The sequence below is a fragment of the uncultured Algoriphagus sp. genome (genome assembly GCF_963974365.1).
Taxonomy (GTDB): Bacteria; Bacteroidota; Bacteroidia; order Cytophagales; family Cyclobacteriaceae; genus Algoriphagus.
The window spans coordinates 1-15,533 of the sequence record NZ_CAXBBX010000020.1 but is presented as its reverse complement, the minus strand read 5'-3'; the positions used below and the strand labels follow the sequence as shown (position 1 = coordinate 15,533).

Genomic DNA, 15,533 nt, shown 5'->3' with positions numbered 1-15,533 from the left:
ACATGTTCCAAGAAGTTAGTTTTCAGTTAAATTCTGACACTTTTTAACTTCAGGTTCGAAATTGTAGTATCAATGGAAGATTCCAAAATGCCATAACACTCCAGCTGGATCATGAAGGAAAAATTCATTACCCCAATCGTTGTGCTTAATGGTACTGAGTTTTGTGCCTGGGAATTTGTCTGGCAAACCTAAGACTTTGACTGCTTCCCAATAGGACTCGAGATCACTTTCTATTTCCAGAAAAATCATGGAGTTTTCGCACCAAGACTTTAAATAATAATCTTGCAAATAGAATGCAAGAGAATCATTAACTCTCACCAAAGACATCTTGGGGTCAAGAGGTTTCACCTCAAATCCCAACACCTGGTAAAACCGAATACTCTCTTTGTAATTTTTGGAGCCAAGAAAAGTCCGAATAGACTTTGCAGGATGTATCATACGCCAAATTGAGTTAGATGGTGATCGAGGTGCTTATAGAAAAGGGAATTCCATTCCTGAGCAGTAAGAGGTCCAAAGGAAAGAGACTCCAATCCCTCAAAGTGGGGAATCCCCAAGTCTCTTGTCTTTTCCAAATAGCCAATCAAACGGGCTTTTTCAGTCTCGAAATCTTTTCGCTCTGCAATAATAAAAGCAGGTGCCGTCCTTGCATTTTTGGGATATGGCTTGTCATTAACCACTCCATTTTTCACAAACGTCTTTAAAATGAAGCGCATAAATGCATTCGGCTTGGGGTGCTTATCAGTATAAACCATCTCATAGGCAACAGAGCAATGGGCCATCATTTGATCCACACGCATGATCCCCCAACGAGGCGTGGTCTCCGGAGTCAGCTCATTTATTCTATCGATCAGTTCCTGAACGATCTGAGGATGAAAAATATTCTTCATGGCTTATTATCAATAGGATGAAAATTGAAGATAAGAATTTGAACTCAAAAATGAATTTTCAAAGGATCACTAATTTTTCAAAGGGTTCGTTGACGTTTTATATGTTTCAAGAATCAAATTGGAGCTAAAAAGAAAATTAGGTTTATATTATAAACTTATTTACATTTATAAAATTCAAATTTTAGCACAGATACTTATGGAACAAAAACTAACAAGTAATGAGTCTCTAGCCATCATCACAGATATGATTGCTAAGGCTAAAAAAGAAGCAGCGGGAGATGGAAGTTTCCACATATTACTTTGGGGCTGGGTGATTGCAGTATGCAGTCTGGGGCATTATGCACTTGAAAAAGCGAACTATGAACATCCTTACTACATTTGGATCCTGATTCTTCCAGCTACTTTCTTCAGCTTCTTTTGGGGATACAGAAAACGAATAAATGCTAAAGTCCGAACTCATCTAGATCAGGTCCTCAACCAAGTCTGGATTGGTGTATTTGTTGCCATTCTAATTATACTTGGATTTATGCCCGTATTGGGTTTTAATCACAATCCGGTGATTTTGATTTTGGCAGCCGTGGGAATGTTCGCTACGGGGAGTTTGATCCGGGTATCCATTATCAAGATGGGCGCATTGGTCTTAGCCATTGGAGCGATTGTAGCTTTCCTCGTACCTGTATCAGAGCAGTATTTAGTTGCTGGCATTGCCATGGTTTTGGGATATCTTGTGCCCGGTTATTACATGAAAAACACCTATCGTGAGCGAGTTTAAGCCTTTAGATCCCTTATTACATTCACAGTTACGCCTGGCAGTCATGTCTTTACTGATCAGCTTGGAATCAGCCGAATTCACTTTTTTAAAGGAGAAAACGGAATCAACTGCGGGAAACCTGAGCGTACAGTTGGACAAGCTTGATAAGGCAGGTTACCTTAAGATCACCAAGTCCTTCAAAGGAAAACGTCCGCTAACTACCTGTGCGATAACCCAAACTGGTGTGAAGGCATTCGAGAGTTATGTGGAAAATCTTAAGAATTATATCACTTAAAAAAATTTGACCCAACAGTTTATATCATAAACCAATTTATAGAAATTATGAAAAAATCAACAATTCTAATACTCGCTCTTTCGGTTATCACAAACCTATCAATTGCACAAAGCAGTGAGACAGATAAAGCTGCTCAAACTGAAGTCAAAAAGCTTTCTTTCCTAGTCGGTGAATGGTCGGGATCCGGTTGGATGGTTGGCCAGGATAGAGTTAGGCACACATTTGAGCAAACTGAAAAAATTCAGTTCAAACTAGATTCTACAGCAATTCTAATTGAAGGATTAGGTAAATCAGATGGATAAATTGTTCACAATGCGCTAGCCATCATCACATCTTCCGGAGCAGAAAATCAGTTTGATTTTCAATCATTCCTTCCATCTGGACAAAAAGGGACTTTCAAATCTGAAATAAAAGAGGATGTATATTATTGGTATCCTGCAGAATCGGTCAGGTACATTATCAAAATAAATGAGAAAGGTCAATGGTTTGAAATCGGCGAATTCAACCAAGGAGATACCTGGTACACCTTCTTGGAGATGACATTGGACCGGAAGTAGCAGGGGAGCTAAAAACCTATTCCATTTCATTTTTAACTTTAGGGAGTAACTTTAGAATCTCTTAGAAATAGCCAAGAATGAAAAGAATTTTAACGCTTGCAGCCGTTGCCTTGTTTGCATCTCACAGTTTTGCTCAAACCAACTCCAAAAAAGTGTTATTCGTAATCCTAGATGGAATCCCTGCAGATGTGATCGATTCAGTTGCTACTCCAAATATGGACAAGATTAGTGCAATTGGAGGATTTACTAAAGCTAGTATGGGAGGTGAAGTAGGTGGATATTCTGAGACGCCTACTATTTCTGCAGTGGGATATAATTCCTTATTAACTGGAGTTTGGGCGAATAAGCATAATGTATGGGGAAACAGTATCAAGGCGCCGAATTATAACTACTGGACAATTTTCAGAATACTAAAAGAAGCTAACCCAACTAAGAAAACGGCCATTTTCTCTACTTGGCTAGACAATAGAACTAAACTGGTGGGAGCCAATTTACCGCAAACAGGAAACTTTGTGTTTGATTATTATTTTGATGGAATGGAGCTGGATAGCTTGAATTTCCCTCATGACGATGATAAATTTTACATCCATAGAATAGACGAAGCAGTTTCCAAAGAAGCTGCCCGCTATATTTCTGAGGAAGCTCCAGATTTATCCTGGATGTATTTGGAATATTCCGATGATATGGGACATGGCTTTGGCAATAGTCCTGAAATGATTGACGGAGTCAAAAAAGCAGATATCCAAATCGGACGTGTTTGGGAAGCAATTCAATACAGAGAAGAAACCTTTGGAGAAGATTGGCTAATAGTCATCACTACAGATCATGGAAGAACTGATGATGGTTTTGATCACGGAGGTCATAGCGCCAGAGAACGTGCCACATGGATAGTCACCAATTCAAAAAACACCAATTCACATTTTGAGGAAACACCAGAGATGGTGGACATTCTGCCTTCTATAGCAAATCATTTAGAACTCAGCATCCCTAAGAAGATCGCAATGGAATTAGACGGAACACCATTTATTGGAACAGTGGACGCAAGTGGACTGAAAGCTGAATCGAAAAATGGAGAAATCTCAATGACCTGGAAATCACTTTCAACAGGCGAAAAAGGAAGAGTTTGGGTATCAACAACAAATAACTTCAAGACTGGCGGCATAGATAATTACTGGCTAGTCGATGAGATCAATTTAGCCGATGAGAAGAAGTCATTTTCCCTTAATGGGACACAGTCCGACATATTCAAAGTGGTACTGGAAACCCCATCTGGCTATCTGAATTATTGGATAGTGAAATAAGGAGTTCATTCATTTCTGACCATTAAAAAAAGGGGTTAAACTTAATTGTTTAAGCCCTTTTTAGCTATTTACCAAAGCATCAACCTTAATCCAAAATCACTTTTTCCCGCTTTGGATATTTCACTTCGTACTGAAGTTTGAGCTCTTGCTGAGCCCCCGGCTGCAAAGTTATCGTCCAAGTGACTAATCCAGTATTCGGATCTAATTTCCCCCCAGAAAGTCCTAATGCCTCGACGGTAATATCAGAATTGACAGAAACAGGAATTTGATCCTCTACATTGATCGTCACGGGCTGAGACTTATTGTTTTTCACAGTGATTTTGTACTCGCGACTCTCAGTGATATTAGACCCAATTGCCCGCTTTTTGGAAAATTCATCATTTTTCTCCCGTTGGATCACAATGCTTCTATCCCGCCCCATTGAAATTTCCAAGGTATCCTGCAATGAAGACCCATTCAATATTGATCTGCCTACATAGCCATCTTCAAAGTATAGATTGCTTTCTCCTTCCAGCAAACTGTATTGACTCCAATCGGCAATCTCAGCAATCAGGAATGCATCATTATCGAGCTTAGGAACAACCGAGTACCTATAAGAAGCTTCCACTTGGTAATTCTTCAGATCCACCAAGGTTTTCTCTCCATTGGATTTGATTGAATAAGGCTCTGCAACTTCGATTTCTACTGTGGTTTGGTTTTCTACTACGGAAGTCTGTAGCGGGCTTGCTTCCATGGCATCCATTGAATTTGTGCCACGAATTCGAACAGTCGCAACACTTCCTGTGATTGATTTTTTTTGCTGAGTTCCATATCCAGTCACTACAACTTCCTCCAACATCATAGTATCTTCTTGAAGTGATACATTCACTCTAGAGGAATTAATCGCTATATCCCTAGGCTGATAACCAATAAAGGAAACACTTAATTGACTGGCTCCAGAAGGTAAGGTAAGTGAGTAATTACCATCTATATCTGTGACGGTACCAATTGTTGTGCCCCGCACCATTACAGTTGCACCAGGAATCCCTTCCCCGTCACCTGCATCAACAACTTTCCCAGAAACTGACCCGAAGTTTTGAGTCCTAGGATTGAAAGTGGTCAATCTGGCAAAATTCAATTCCCATTTTTCTAAATCAGGGATTTGTCCGCCTTGGTTTGGGTTACCGTTGGAAAATCTCAGTTTCACGTCCTTCCAGTCAACTCCGGTATTTTGATAAACTTCTGCTTTGTAGATAAGCGAGAGAGGAGAACTCACATTCTTCACCCGCACATCGTATTTTGGGTACCATCCTGCATTAGCAACCAGGTAATTGATTTCAAAGTTGGCAACACCTGCTCGATCTGTTTTCACTCTAATTCTGATTTCGGAGGTTGATTCATTACCGGATTCCTGCATTGCAGCAATTTGATTGCTGAGCTTATTCATCTCCTCATTTTCCTTTTGAAGATTCGCTTGTATTTTCAATTCCTCAGCTTTGATTTTCATCAGCTCAGTATCATAAAAATCCATCGCCTGCTTCAATTCTGTCAGAGTCGATCCATTCTGAGTTCCACCGATATTCTTATTTGCATTTAGCAAACTGGTTTTTTCCTTTAGCACTTCCAGGCGCGCCATTTCTATACTTTGGTTTCTTTGGATTGCCAAAATAGAATCCTGAAGCATTTTCACTTTCTCCCCTGTTTGTTGCTCAGAGAGGTAATCCAAGCGCTTATTAACTGCCTGAATGGTAAAATCACCCATTCCTTTGACTTGAATACTCTTTTCATCCACATAGGGAGAAAGTCCCTTAATTAAAATAAATGATTCGCCTGCAGAAATTTGCCCAGAGGCTGTTTCAAAAATCTGCGCACCTGAGAGAAATACCGTGACTTCTTGGATTTCGGATTTAAAAGAAGTTTCCTTGATCTCCTGCGAATAAGCAAGCATGGTGAACAAAGAAAACAGTAGGGCAAAGGAAAGTCTTTTCATATAAATGCAGTTTAACTATGAATAACGTAATAATAGTACGCTTTCTGAAATGCTGTGTTCACAATTCCGATGTTAAGATTTCAAAACAGATGTATTAATAGTTTTCTTTTACCTGAATACGAAAAGCATCCAATAAAAAAAGCCCGATAACTCGGGCTCTTGTATATTAAGCTGTTTGTCCAGCGTGTTTTCCTTCCCGGAATTCCTCAACCATCTTTTTATTGAAGGCGGGCAAATCTTTTGGACTCCTAGACGTGACTAAGCCGCTATCTACGACTACTTCTTCATCTACCCAATGTGCTCCTGAATTTTCTAGGTCTTTCCTCACTGAGGCAAATGAAGTCAAGGTACGGCCGTTGGTCACTTCAGCTTCTATGAGCATCTGCGGACCGTGGCAGATGGCAGCTACTGGCTTATGATCTGCAAAAAAACTCTTTACAAATTCCACGGAAGCCATATCTCTTCTCAATAGATCCGGATTAATTACTCCACCTGGAAGTAACAAAGAATCAAAGTCAGTAGCGCTTACTTGATCAACCCGTGCGTCTACTTTAATCGCCTCACTCCAATTTCCATTCTTCCAGCCTTTGATTTCATCATTTTCCGGCGATATAATTAATACTTCAGCACCTTCTTTTTCAAGGGCACGTTTTGGCTCTACTAATTCTGATTCTTCAAATCCATTCGTAGCTAATATTGCTACTCTTACATCTTTTAATAAACTCATAGTTTTAGTGGTTAAGTTGGCAATTACTCTCTTTGCCAGAAAGCAGCTTCGGTTTGGAAGCACTTATATAGAAGCTAAGAATGTTCCAAAAAAAGGAAACCCGTCTTACTGTTAGATAGACGGGTTTAGGTAGCAAAAGCAACTTAAGAAGTTCCACGAAATGAGAAAACAACTCACATATCGGGAAAGTTAGATGGAAGGTTTACCCAGATTAGTTGAAATCCAAATAACTTTTACTTAGCCATTTTTCTTCCAAACTCATTTTGCACCAGCCATCTGATTCTTTGGAAATGAAGACTTCTTCTGATTTCATCAGGTTGTCTACGATTGGATACTCTGTCCCAGGACCGCTCCTAACCCGAAGCACATTGGCATTGATAGTAGCTCTTAGAACCTCAGTTGTGTATCTTCCATAAACCCAGTGCGATTGACTATTTGATATTTTCAGCCAACCATTGGACTCCTCGTATATTCTCAGAATTGCGCCCAGCTGAGCAGCTTCTCTATCTGGAGCTTTGGAAGCAGACCCACTAGGTCCGGTTCGGACATTAAGCAAGTTGGCTGTCACTGCTACATATTTTTCGATTTCGGGAGGAGAGGTAGTGAGATGAGAACCCTGAATCGCCTGATGCACCAGAGGAAGGAAAAAAGTCATGCAGTCATCCACCTTATTTCCACCAAAAAAATTAGTACCTGGACAGGATTTATTGCCGCCCATTCCATTGTTTCTTTTTCCTGTACTGAGTTCAAACCAATGGTGATAAATGATACTCAAAGTATTGACTGGAAGTCTGAATTTATCACAAAGAGCCGCTGTCATCTGGACAATGGTTTCTCTATGCTCATTAGTCATCCTATCACCATCCTTATCAAAATTGCCTAAATGTTCAATACAAATGGAATCTCTATTCGCACCAAAAATGCATGCAGGAGTAGCTTCCAGAGATCTTCCTGTGACAATAGTACCATCTGGAAAAGTAGTGAAATGCTGACCTATATCGCTCCAGCCATTATTTCTCACATGGTGATTTTTCATAGCCAGCTGCCGATCGAAATGATTTTCCCCATTGAAATGGGTATAGTTAGGACTCCAGGTGTGATGTTGCTGAACTGTCAGAATGGTTCGGGCAATACGCTGAGACTGAATCCAAGGGATAAATTCAGCAATACTCATTTTCAAAAATCCATGTTTGCTTTCCATACTCGTATCTAGGTTAAAAGTGATCAATTCTAGATATCAATTTAACGAGAATAGATTAATCATTGAAAATGAAGAGCTTGTAATTTCTCATTAAGTCTAATTGAAATTTCACTTTGGTAAGTTTCTTTATTACTCTGAAAACTTATTGATATTTTGCAACAGTTTCTAAGAACTTCATTATATGAAAGCATTTCTTCTCTTCACATGTTCTCTTTTTCTAATTTCTCTCCGTCTGTTTGCTCAAAATGAGTATGAGAAATCCATCCTCGAATTTCAGCATGAGCTGAATGAGGAGTTTAAAAACCCAGAAGAATCTCCTTTGACAGCACAGGAAAGAAAGGCGTTCGAAGGACATCATTTTTTTCCGATTGATCAGAAATATCATGTGACCGCTAAGTTTGAAAAACTTCCTCCAGCCAGTCTCTTTCAAATGAAAACAACCGCCAATTCCATCAAAGACTACGATATCTATGGAATAGCAACTTTTACCTTGGATGGAAAAGAGTACCAATTAAACATCTATCAAAGTCATCAGCTCAGGACTCAGGAAAAATACATAGACTATCTTTTCTTGCCGTTTACTGACCAAAGCAATGGCGCAGAAACATATGGTGGTGGAAGATACATGGATCTGAGAATACCTACAGGCACCACAATAGAACTGGACTTCAACAAGGCTTATAATCCCTTCTGTGCGTATGCAACTGGATATGCCTGCCCTATTCCTCCAAAGGAAAATGACATATCTGTGGCAATCAATGCTGGCGTGATGAAGCCAGCGAAATAGAGCATTAATGAATTTACATGAAAAAAGCCCCACCAAAATCAATTGGTGGGGCTTTTCGTGAATTCGTTATTTCTTAGTTGCCTTTCTCTCCGATGGAGATCATCGCACATCTAAAACCAATATGATTGGTAGCTGAGTCTTGATGCATAAATCTTCTTGTACCTGGAGCTAACCAATAAGCTACATCTCTCCAAGATCCTCCTTTATAAACTCTCAACTCATCTGTAAGCATTGAAGTCATGTAGGTATCTTCTTCATCACCGATACCTGTATTTCTAACCGGGTTAAGATCATCTACATCTTGATAGGATAGCGGACGGTAAATATCCTGAACCCATTCGTTCATGTTACCAGCCATATGGTACAATCCGAAATCATTCGGCGCCATATCGTAGACGTTGGTAGGAATAATGTCTCCATCATTTCTTTGCCCACCTGAGATTCCGCCGTAATCACCTCTACCTCTTTTGAAGTTGGCAAGGAAATCACCTTGCTTACCTTTTCTTTTTACGTTATAAGGATTTCTAACACCCCTTCCGTCCCATGGATAGATTCGGCCGAATTCCTGATTTTCATCCAAGTATTGAGTACCTATCATCGCTTTGGCGGCGTATTCCCATTCAGCTTCTGTTGGAAGTCTATAATCCGCAAGGGCTACACCTCTTTCGATAAGCTGATTTTTAGTAAATGTGGAGTCTATCTCTCTCTCTTTTCTGATTATTTCCTGTACATATTCAGTTCTCCACTTTGAGTAGGCATTTGCCTGAACCCAAGAAACACCTGCAACAGGATAGAAGTTGAAACCTGGGAATCTGAAGTAGTATGACTGGTACATGTCATTGAAACTCATTTCTCCGCCGGCCCATACATTATCTTTAGGCTCAAGTTTAAGAAGTGAATCTGCACTTACTTTTTTACCCATATCGAAAAGATACTCTCTATAATCGTTATTGGTAACTTCTGTCTCATCCAGATAGAAGTTGGCAAGGGTTACAGTTCTTTCCTGATTATCACGGAAAGCCATCACATCCTCTTCCTGAGAACCTAATACGGCTCTACCACCTTGGATAAACTTCAAGTTTGGACCTGGGATTTGCTCAGCATTTTTGGCTACAAAAAATTGAGTAGAATCGTTTTCATCAAAACTAAACTCTGCTCCGGTGGTAGCACTTTTTTTGCCAGGCTTATCTGCAGTTCTTCTGCCATAGCCAGGAGTTTTATTACAAGAGGTTAAAATAGAGCTTCCAGCTATCGCTAATGCTGCTACCCACATTCCCCATGATTTGTTACTCAGACGCATATTTCTAATTGTTTTAGGTCTTTTTCAGTGTGCTAATATAATTGCAATGTAAAGCACTTCCAATGATTTGAGTTGAAGTCCTTTTATTCCATTTGGCAAAAAACCACCAAAATCCCAGAAAATCAACAAAATCGGTAGGCAAATCTGCAATTTTTATGCCATTAAAATATTTCAAAATCAGGCTTCATTCATTTCTTTTAGCTTGATCTGCGCTTTGGAAATCGTAGAAACATTCGATAATGTAAGAATCAAACGATTCTTGTACTCCTTTATTTTGCAAAGTTTACTATTCATCTGAGCAAATCGCATAACTTTTTGGAAAATATCGGAGGAATAGTAATCATCTCGGGTAGAAGGAAGAAGGTGACACTTCATCAGGTTTCCTTTCAACACAAGTTTCTCAATACCAAGTTTTTCCGCTTTCCACCTCAATCTTACCGTTTCCATCAAATCCTCCACAGATTCCGGCAAAGGTCCGAATCGATCCAGCAGCATAGCGGAAAATTTACTCAGCTCTTCTTCATTCTTGATCGCATCAAGTTTCGAATAAAGCCCCAATCTTTCACTGATATTTCCAACGTATTCTTCAGGAATCAGTAATTCCAAATCTGTCTCAATCGTACAGTCCTGAACCAACACCTTCACCTTCTCCGAAAGATCGGTTTCAAATAAAGCTGCAAACTCATTTTCCTTCAACTCCTGAACAGCTTCATCGAGGATTTTATGATACATTTCAAACCCTAAATCGGTGATAAATCCACTTTGTTCGGCTCCTAGCAAGTTGCCTGCTCCTCGAATATCCAAATCCTTCATAGCCACCTTAAATCCATCTCCAAGATCCGAGAATTCTTCCAGCGTCTGCATACGTTTCCTTGCTTCTGCGGTCAAGCCAGACATAGGCTTCGTTAGCAGATAGCAGAATGCTTTCTTATTACTACGTCCAACTCGTCCGCGCATCTGGTGTAAATCACTCATGCCAAACATATGAGCTCGGTTGATAATAATCGTATTGGCATTAGGGATATCCAAACCTGATTCGATGATGTTAGTAGACACCAGCACATCGTATTCGTGGTGAATAAAATCCACCATGACCTTTTCCAGTTTTTTCCCATCCATCTGACCATGAGCACCAACTACTCTGGAATCAGGCACTAATTTCATGATCAGATTGGCAATGGAATCAATTTCTCCCACTCGATTATGAACAAAGAAAACTTGCCCACCACGTCTCAGTTCATACGAAACAGCATCCCGTATCACTTCTTCCTGAAAGGTTTGAACTTCGGTGGTGACGGGTTGACGATTTGGAGGAGGTGTTGCGATCACAGACAAATCTCTTGCTCCCATGAGGGAAAAATGTAATGTCCTAGGAATTGGCGTGGCTGTTAAAGTCAAAACATCCACATTCAAGCGTAGATTTTTCAACTGATCTTTCACTTTCACTCCAAACTTCTGCTCTTCATCAATCACCAACAAACCCAAATCCTTGAACTCAATATCCTTATTGACAATCCTATGAGTACCTACAAGGATGTCTATCTCTCCGGTTTTTACTTGAGCGATGATTTCCTTGATTTCTTTTGCAGTGCGAAAGCGGTTGATATACTCCACTTTCACAGGGAAATTCTCCAATCGCTCACTAAAAGTTTGATAATGCTGCATGGCAAGAATGGTCGTTGGGACCAAAATGGCAACTTGCTTTCTATCATTTACAGCTTTGAAAGCTGCTCTTATAGCTACTTCAGTTTTTCCAAATCCCACATCTCCACAAACCAAGCGATCCATAGGATAAGATTTTTCCATATCCGATTTTACATCTTGTGTAGCGGAAGCCTGATCAGGTGTATCCTCATAGATAAAAGAAGATTCCAACTCAATTTGCAGAACAGAATCTTGACTAAAAGCAAATCCTGCCGCTGACCTTCTTTTGGCATAAAGCGCAATCAGGTCCTTTGCAATGTCTTTGACCTGCTTTTTGGCTCTGGATTTCTTGTTTTCCCAATCCGGAGATCCAAGCTTAGACATAGAAGGTACTGTACCCTCTTGCCCGGAAAACTTTGAGATTTTGTGCAAAGAGTGAATATTCACATAAAGCAAATCATCATCTCTGAAGATCAAGCGAACCGCTTCCTGCATTTTGCCTGCTACATCCACTTTCTCCAAACCTGCAAATCGACCTACACCATAATCAACATGAACAATGTAGTCTCCAGGATGTAGTGCTTTCAGCTCTTTGATAGTAAGGGCTTTGGATTTACTGGCTTTATCTCGGGTTTTATAGCGATGAAAACGCTCAAAAAGCTGATGATCTGTGAAACAGGCTATTTTTGATTGTTTATCATCAAATCCCTCGCGCAAGCCAAGAAGCATACTTTGGACTTGTAAAGTCGGATCCAACTCTTTGAAAATACCGAGCAACCTATCGATTTGCTTGGCATTTTCAGCGGTCAAAACATTGACAAAACCCTTCTTTTCATTTTCTGAAAGTTGGGTGACAAGCAAATCAAAATTCTTGTTGAATGAAGCCTGCGGCTGCGACTCCCAAGTGGTTTGCTTAGCATTCTTTAGGTAAAACTGCTTACCAAATTCCACTCGCGAGAAATTGGTGGAAAGCGTAGCAAAGTCGGCTCCTTTATCAAATAAGTCCCCAGGACCGAGAACTGTTTTTGTATTATTTGTTTTTTTGACGATCTGATCAAAAGCTAGAGAAGCTTTGTGAAAACATTCGTCCATTACATCAAGTGTCAGCTGATAATCTTTGATCCAGATAATCGTCTGCTCAGGCAAAAATCCCAAAAAAGACTGCCTTACTTCCTGAAGAAGTTTGGTTTGAACATTTGGAATCAAAGCAATTTGATCTACGCTAGCAATAGAGAGTTGCGATTCCGGATCGAAAGTTCGGATGCTTTCAATCTCTTTTCCAAAAAGCTCCAAGCGGTATGGATTTTCATTTGAGAATGAAAAAACATCCAAAATCCCACCCCGGATAGCAAATTGCCCAGGTTCATAGACAAACTCAGTCCGCTCAAAATCATAGCTGGCAAGAATTTCCGATACAAATTCCATATCCACTTGCTCCCCGACTTTAGCAGAAAAGGTATTCTCCAAGAGTGATCTCTTGTTGATTACCCGCTCATAGATTGCCTCTGGATAAGTAATGATGATGCGTGATTTTCCCTTTTCCTCCAACACCAGATTCAGAATCTCCGAGCGCATCAGCACATTGGCATTGTCGATTTCCTCGTATTGATATGCGCGCTTGAAACTGGAAGGAAAGATCATGTGCTCTTCCGTATTCAGCAAATTCTGAAGATCCGAATTGAGGTATGCAGCTTCCTCTTTATCCTGAGCCACGATCAAATGAAAACCACCCTTGGCCTGATAAAGTGCTGAAAACAACACCATATCCAAACTCCCAGATAGTCCTTTTATCTGGTGAGTAAGCTTATCGCCACTTGATATCTCATGGGCGATAGTTTGAAAAATAGGGTCTGATTGGTAAATGGAAAGAAAATCCTGACGATCCAAAAGCTTGTGATTTTAATACTAGGTTGGTGGGGTAAAGTTAGTGCTTTATGATTTCCAACGATTGATATAAAGCAGCTTTTCCCTGCTAATTAACATCTGAAGTCAATAAGAGTTCAGAATAAAAAGTACAACTCGATTTGAAGTAGTTTCTTATCTCAAATGGCTAATTAGTCTTCAAGTGGAAAGAAGTATGAGTGATTAGTAGCAATTATATAAAATATCATTGAGGAAAATATGGTTAAGTAGACGCTTTTTTAACTTAGTAACATATGTGAATACGGTCCGCTTCCACTACAATTCCCTATCTTTGCACCCCGACTGTAAACTAAAACAAGCCCTCTGCTTTACTATTGAGGGTATTGACATAAAAATCCATGAGTAGAGAAGTTCGCGTAAGATTCGCTCCATCACCGACGGGGCCTTTACATATTGGCGGTGTACGTACCGCGCTTTACAATTACCTTTTTGCCCGCAAAATGGGCGGAAAATTCCTATTAAGAATCGAAGACACAGATCAAACTCGATTTGTACCTGGAGCGGAAGATTACATTAAAGAATCATTGGAATGGCTAGGGATTTCTCCTGACGAAAGCCCTTGGAATCCTGGCGAATGTGCACCATACCGACAATCTGAGCGCAAGCCAAGCTATATGCAATATGCACTGGACTTGGTAGAAGCTGGACATGCCTATTATGCGTTTGACACCTCTGAAGAACTGGAAGCTATGCGTGAGCGATTGACCGCTGCGCGCGTAGTTCAACCACAATACAACAGCATCACAAGAACTCAGATGAAAAACTCGCTCACACTTCCTGAAGAAGAAGTGAAGGCAAGATTGGCATCAGGAGAACCCTATGTGATCCGTGTAAAGATCCCACGCAAGGAAGAAGTTCGACTCAATGACATGATCCGTGGCTGGGTGATGGTGCAGTCTGCTACGCTAGATGACAAAGTATTGATGAAATCTGACGGGATGCCAACTTACCATCTGGCAAATATCGTCGATGATCATCTGATGAATATTACACACGTGATTCGCGGAGAAGAATGGCTCCCTTCAGCTCCTTTACACGTATTGCTTTACAAGTTCTTTGGCTGGGAAGATACCATGCCTGAATTTGCTCACTTGCCTCTTTTGCTAAAGCCAGACGGAAACGGCAAGCTTTCCAAGCGTGATGGTGATAAGCTAGGATTTCCTGTCTTCCCACTGAATTGGGAAAACAAGGTAGATGGCGATACGGCAGCTGGCTTCCGTGAGCAAGGTTATTTGTCAGATGCCTTTTTGAATTTCTTGGCATTCCTTGGCTGGAATCCAGGCGATGAGCGGGAAATTTTCTCTTTGGAAGAATTGATCGAAGCTTTCTCGGTAGAGCGAATCGGTAAGTCAGGGACTAAGTTTGATATCGCGAAAGCAAAGTGGTTCAATGAGCAGTATTTGAGAGCAAAATCAAATGCAGACTTAGCACCCTATGTGATAGCAGATGCCGCTAAAGAAGGAGTAACTATTATTCAGGACACAGCCGAAGCTTTGGTAGCATTAATGAAGGAGCGCGTGACTTTCCCCGCAGAAATTTGGCAAGGAAGTAGATTCGTGGTGGAAGCTCCTACGAAATTTGATCAGGATATTGCAGGCAAAAGATGGAATGCTGATGCGGTGACAATCCTTACTGCTTATGCAGAGACACTAGAAGGGCACACTGGTGATTTCGATGCAGAAAAAGCTAAAGCTTTGCTTGGAGAAACTGCCGAAGCAAAAGAACTAAAATTAGGAAAATCAATGCAAGCGGTTCGCTTGGCTGTGACAGGTGTAGGTGCAGGTCCTGATTTGATGGAGATTTTTGCTATTTTAGGGACTGAAGAAGTGGCCAAGCGAATCAGATTTGCGTTAGCTACTCTAGAAGTAATCGGCTAAATACACAAGCTATGACAAAGAAGAAAAAGAAAAACGAAGACCCAAAAGTTCATGAAGACTTGAACGGCTTTAAGATGAACATAAATTCCTTTGGTGAGATTTCCTCTTCCTTTTCTATTGACAAAATCAATGAGTTTCTCAATAAGAATGTGGAAGACAAAAAATTAAAGGACAGAGACGATTTGAAATCTGATGAAAAGGAGAAGAAATCCTAAGGTCAATTTTCGTAACCAAATGTACAAAGAGGCTGTCTCAAAAGTAGATAGTTTAAAAGGCTAGTCGATTACTCGGCTAGCCTTTCCTGTTTTACTCAA

14 protein-coding genes are annotated in these 15,533 nt (G+C 40.4%); 7 read left to right on the top strand and 7 right to left on the bottom strand.

All coding sequences use genetic code 11. The features are described from left to right. Positions 1–69 precede the first annotated feature (69 nt). Positions 70–438 carry a glyoxalase gene (locus tag AACZ87_RS20935; RefSeq protein WP_339870032.1) on the bottom strand — a complete coding sequence of 123 codons (369 nt, stop codon included), beginning with the start codon at positions 436–438 and terminating at the stop codon, positions 70–72. Next, complete coding sequence (locus AACZ87_RS20930) at positions 435–887, bottom strand: hypothetical protein (RefSeq protein WP_339870031.1); 453 nt, start codon at positions 885–887, stop codon at positions 435–437. The genes AACZ87_RS20935 and AACZ87_RS20930 overlap by 4 nt, the downstream gene beginning before the upstream one ends. Positions 888–1,083: 196 nt before the next feature. Here AACZ87_RS20930 and AACZ87_RS20925 point away from each other — a divergent pair, with 196 nt between their 5' ends. The 4 genes from AACZ87_RS20925 (at position 1,084) to AACZ87_RS20910 (ending at position 3,791) form a co-directional block, all read left to right on the top strand. Next, entirely contained in the window at positions 1,084–1,659 is a 576-nt protein-coding gene (locus AACZ87_RS20925; protein WP_339870030.1) for a hypothetical protein, read from the top strand. Continuing rightward, positions 1,646–1,933 carry a transcriptional regulator gene (locus tag AACZ87_RS20920; RefSeq protein ID WP_339870029.1) on the top strand — a complete coding sequence of 96 codons (288 nt, stop codon included), beginning with the start codon at positions 1,646–1,648 and terminating at the stop codon, positions 1,931–1,933. The genes AACZ87_RS20925 and AACZ87_RS20920 overlap by 14 nt, the downstream gene beginning before the upstream one ends. Before the next feature lie 47 nt (positions 1,934–1,980). Then, entirely contained in the window at positions 1,981–2,235 is a 255-nt protein-coding gene (locus tag AACZ87_RS20915) for a hypothetical protein (protein WP_339870028.1), read from the top strand. 332 nt (positions 2,236–2,567) lie between these two features. Next, positions 2,568–3,791: an alkaline phosphatase family protein gene (locus AACZ87_RS20910; RefSeq protein ID WP_339870027.1), complete on the top strand. Its 1,224-nt coding sequence runs from the start codon at positions 2,568–2,570 to the stop codon at positions 3,789–3,791. A gap of 85 nt (positions 3,792–3,876) precedes the next feature. Here the strand turns inward: AACZ87_RS20910 and AACZ87_RS20905 are convergent, their stop codons facing one another. The 3 genes from AACZ87_RS20905 to AACZ87_RS20895 all read right to left on the bottom strand — a co-directional run bounded on the left by AACZ87_RS20905 (position 3,877) and on the right by AACZ87_RS20895 (position 7,688). Next, positions 3,877–5,760 (bottom strand): mucoidy inhibitor MuiA family protein, encoded by a 1,884-nt coding sequence (locus tag AACZ87_RS20905; protein ID WP_339870026.1) that lies wholly within the window; start codon positions 5,758–5,760, stop codon positions 3,877–3,879. A 166-nt stretch (positions 5,761–5,926) separates the two neighbouring features. Then, entirely contained in the window at positions 5,927–6,487 is a 561-nt protein-coding gene (locus AACZ87_RS20900) for a type 1 glutamine amidotransferase domain-containing protein (RefSeq protein ID WP_339870025.1), read from the bottom strand. 211 nt (positions 6,488–6,698) lie between these two features. Then, the gene (locus tag AACZ87_RS20895; protein WP_339870024.1) at positions 6,699–7,688 is read right to left on the bottom strand and encodes an SH3 domain-containing protein; all 990 of its coding nucleotides are present in this window, start codon (positions 7,686–7,688) and stop codon (positions 6,699–6,701) included. 181 nt (positions 7,689–7,869) lie between these two features. On the opposite strand from AACZ87_RS20895, the gene AACZ87_RS20890 reads away from it, so the two are divergent. Next, positions 7,870–8,475, top strand: a complete 606-nt coding sequence (locus AACZ87_RS20890) for a DUF1684 domain-containing protein (protein ID WP_339870023.1) — start codon at positions 7,870–7,872, stop codon at positions 8,473–8,475. A gap of 73 nt (positions 8,476–8,548) precedes the next feature. Here the strand turns inward: AACZ87_RS20890 and gldJ are convergent, their stop codons facing one another. Together gldJ and mfd are read right to left on the bottom strand one after the other, a co-directional pair. Then, entirely contained in the window at positions 8,549–9,775 is a 1,227-nt protein-coding gene (gldJ, locus tag AACZ87_RS20885) for a gliding motility lipoprotein GldJ (protein ID WP_339870022.1), read from the bottom strand. A 177-nt stretch (positions 9,776–9,952) separates the two neighbouring features. Continuing rightward, positions 9,953–13,306, bottom strand: coding sequence for a transcription-repair coupling factor (gene mfd / locus AACZ87_RS20880; RefSeq protein WP_339870021.1), 3,354 nt, complete (start codon positions 13,304–13,306; stop codon positions 9,953–9,955). Between the two features lie 374 nt (positions 13,307–13,680). Here mfd and gltX point away from each other — a divergent pair, with 374 nt between their 5' ends. Both gltX and AACZ87_RS20870 read left to right on the top strand, forming a co-directional pair. Continuing rightward, positions 13,681–15,219, top strand: a complete 1,539-nt coding sequence (gltX, locus tag AACZ87_RS20875) for a glutamate--tRNA ligase (protein ID WP_339870020.1) — start codon at positions 13,681–13,683, stop codon at positions 15,217–15,219. 11 nt (positions 15,220–15,230) lie between these two features. Then, positions 15,231–15,434, top strand: a complete 204-nt coding sequence (locus tag AACZ87_RS20870) for a hypothetical protein (RefSeq protein ID WP_283412301.1) — start codon at positions 15,231–15,233, stop codon at positions 15,432–15,434. The last annotated feature ends 99 nt before the right edge of the window (positions 15,435–15,533 follow it).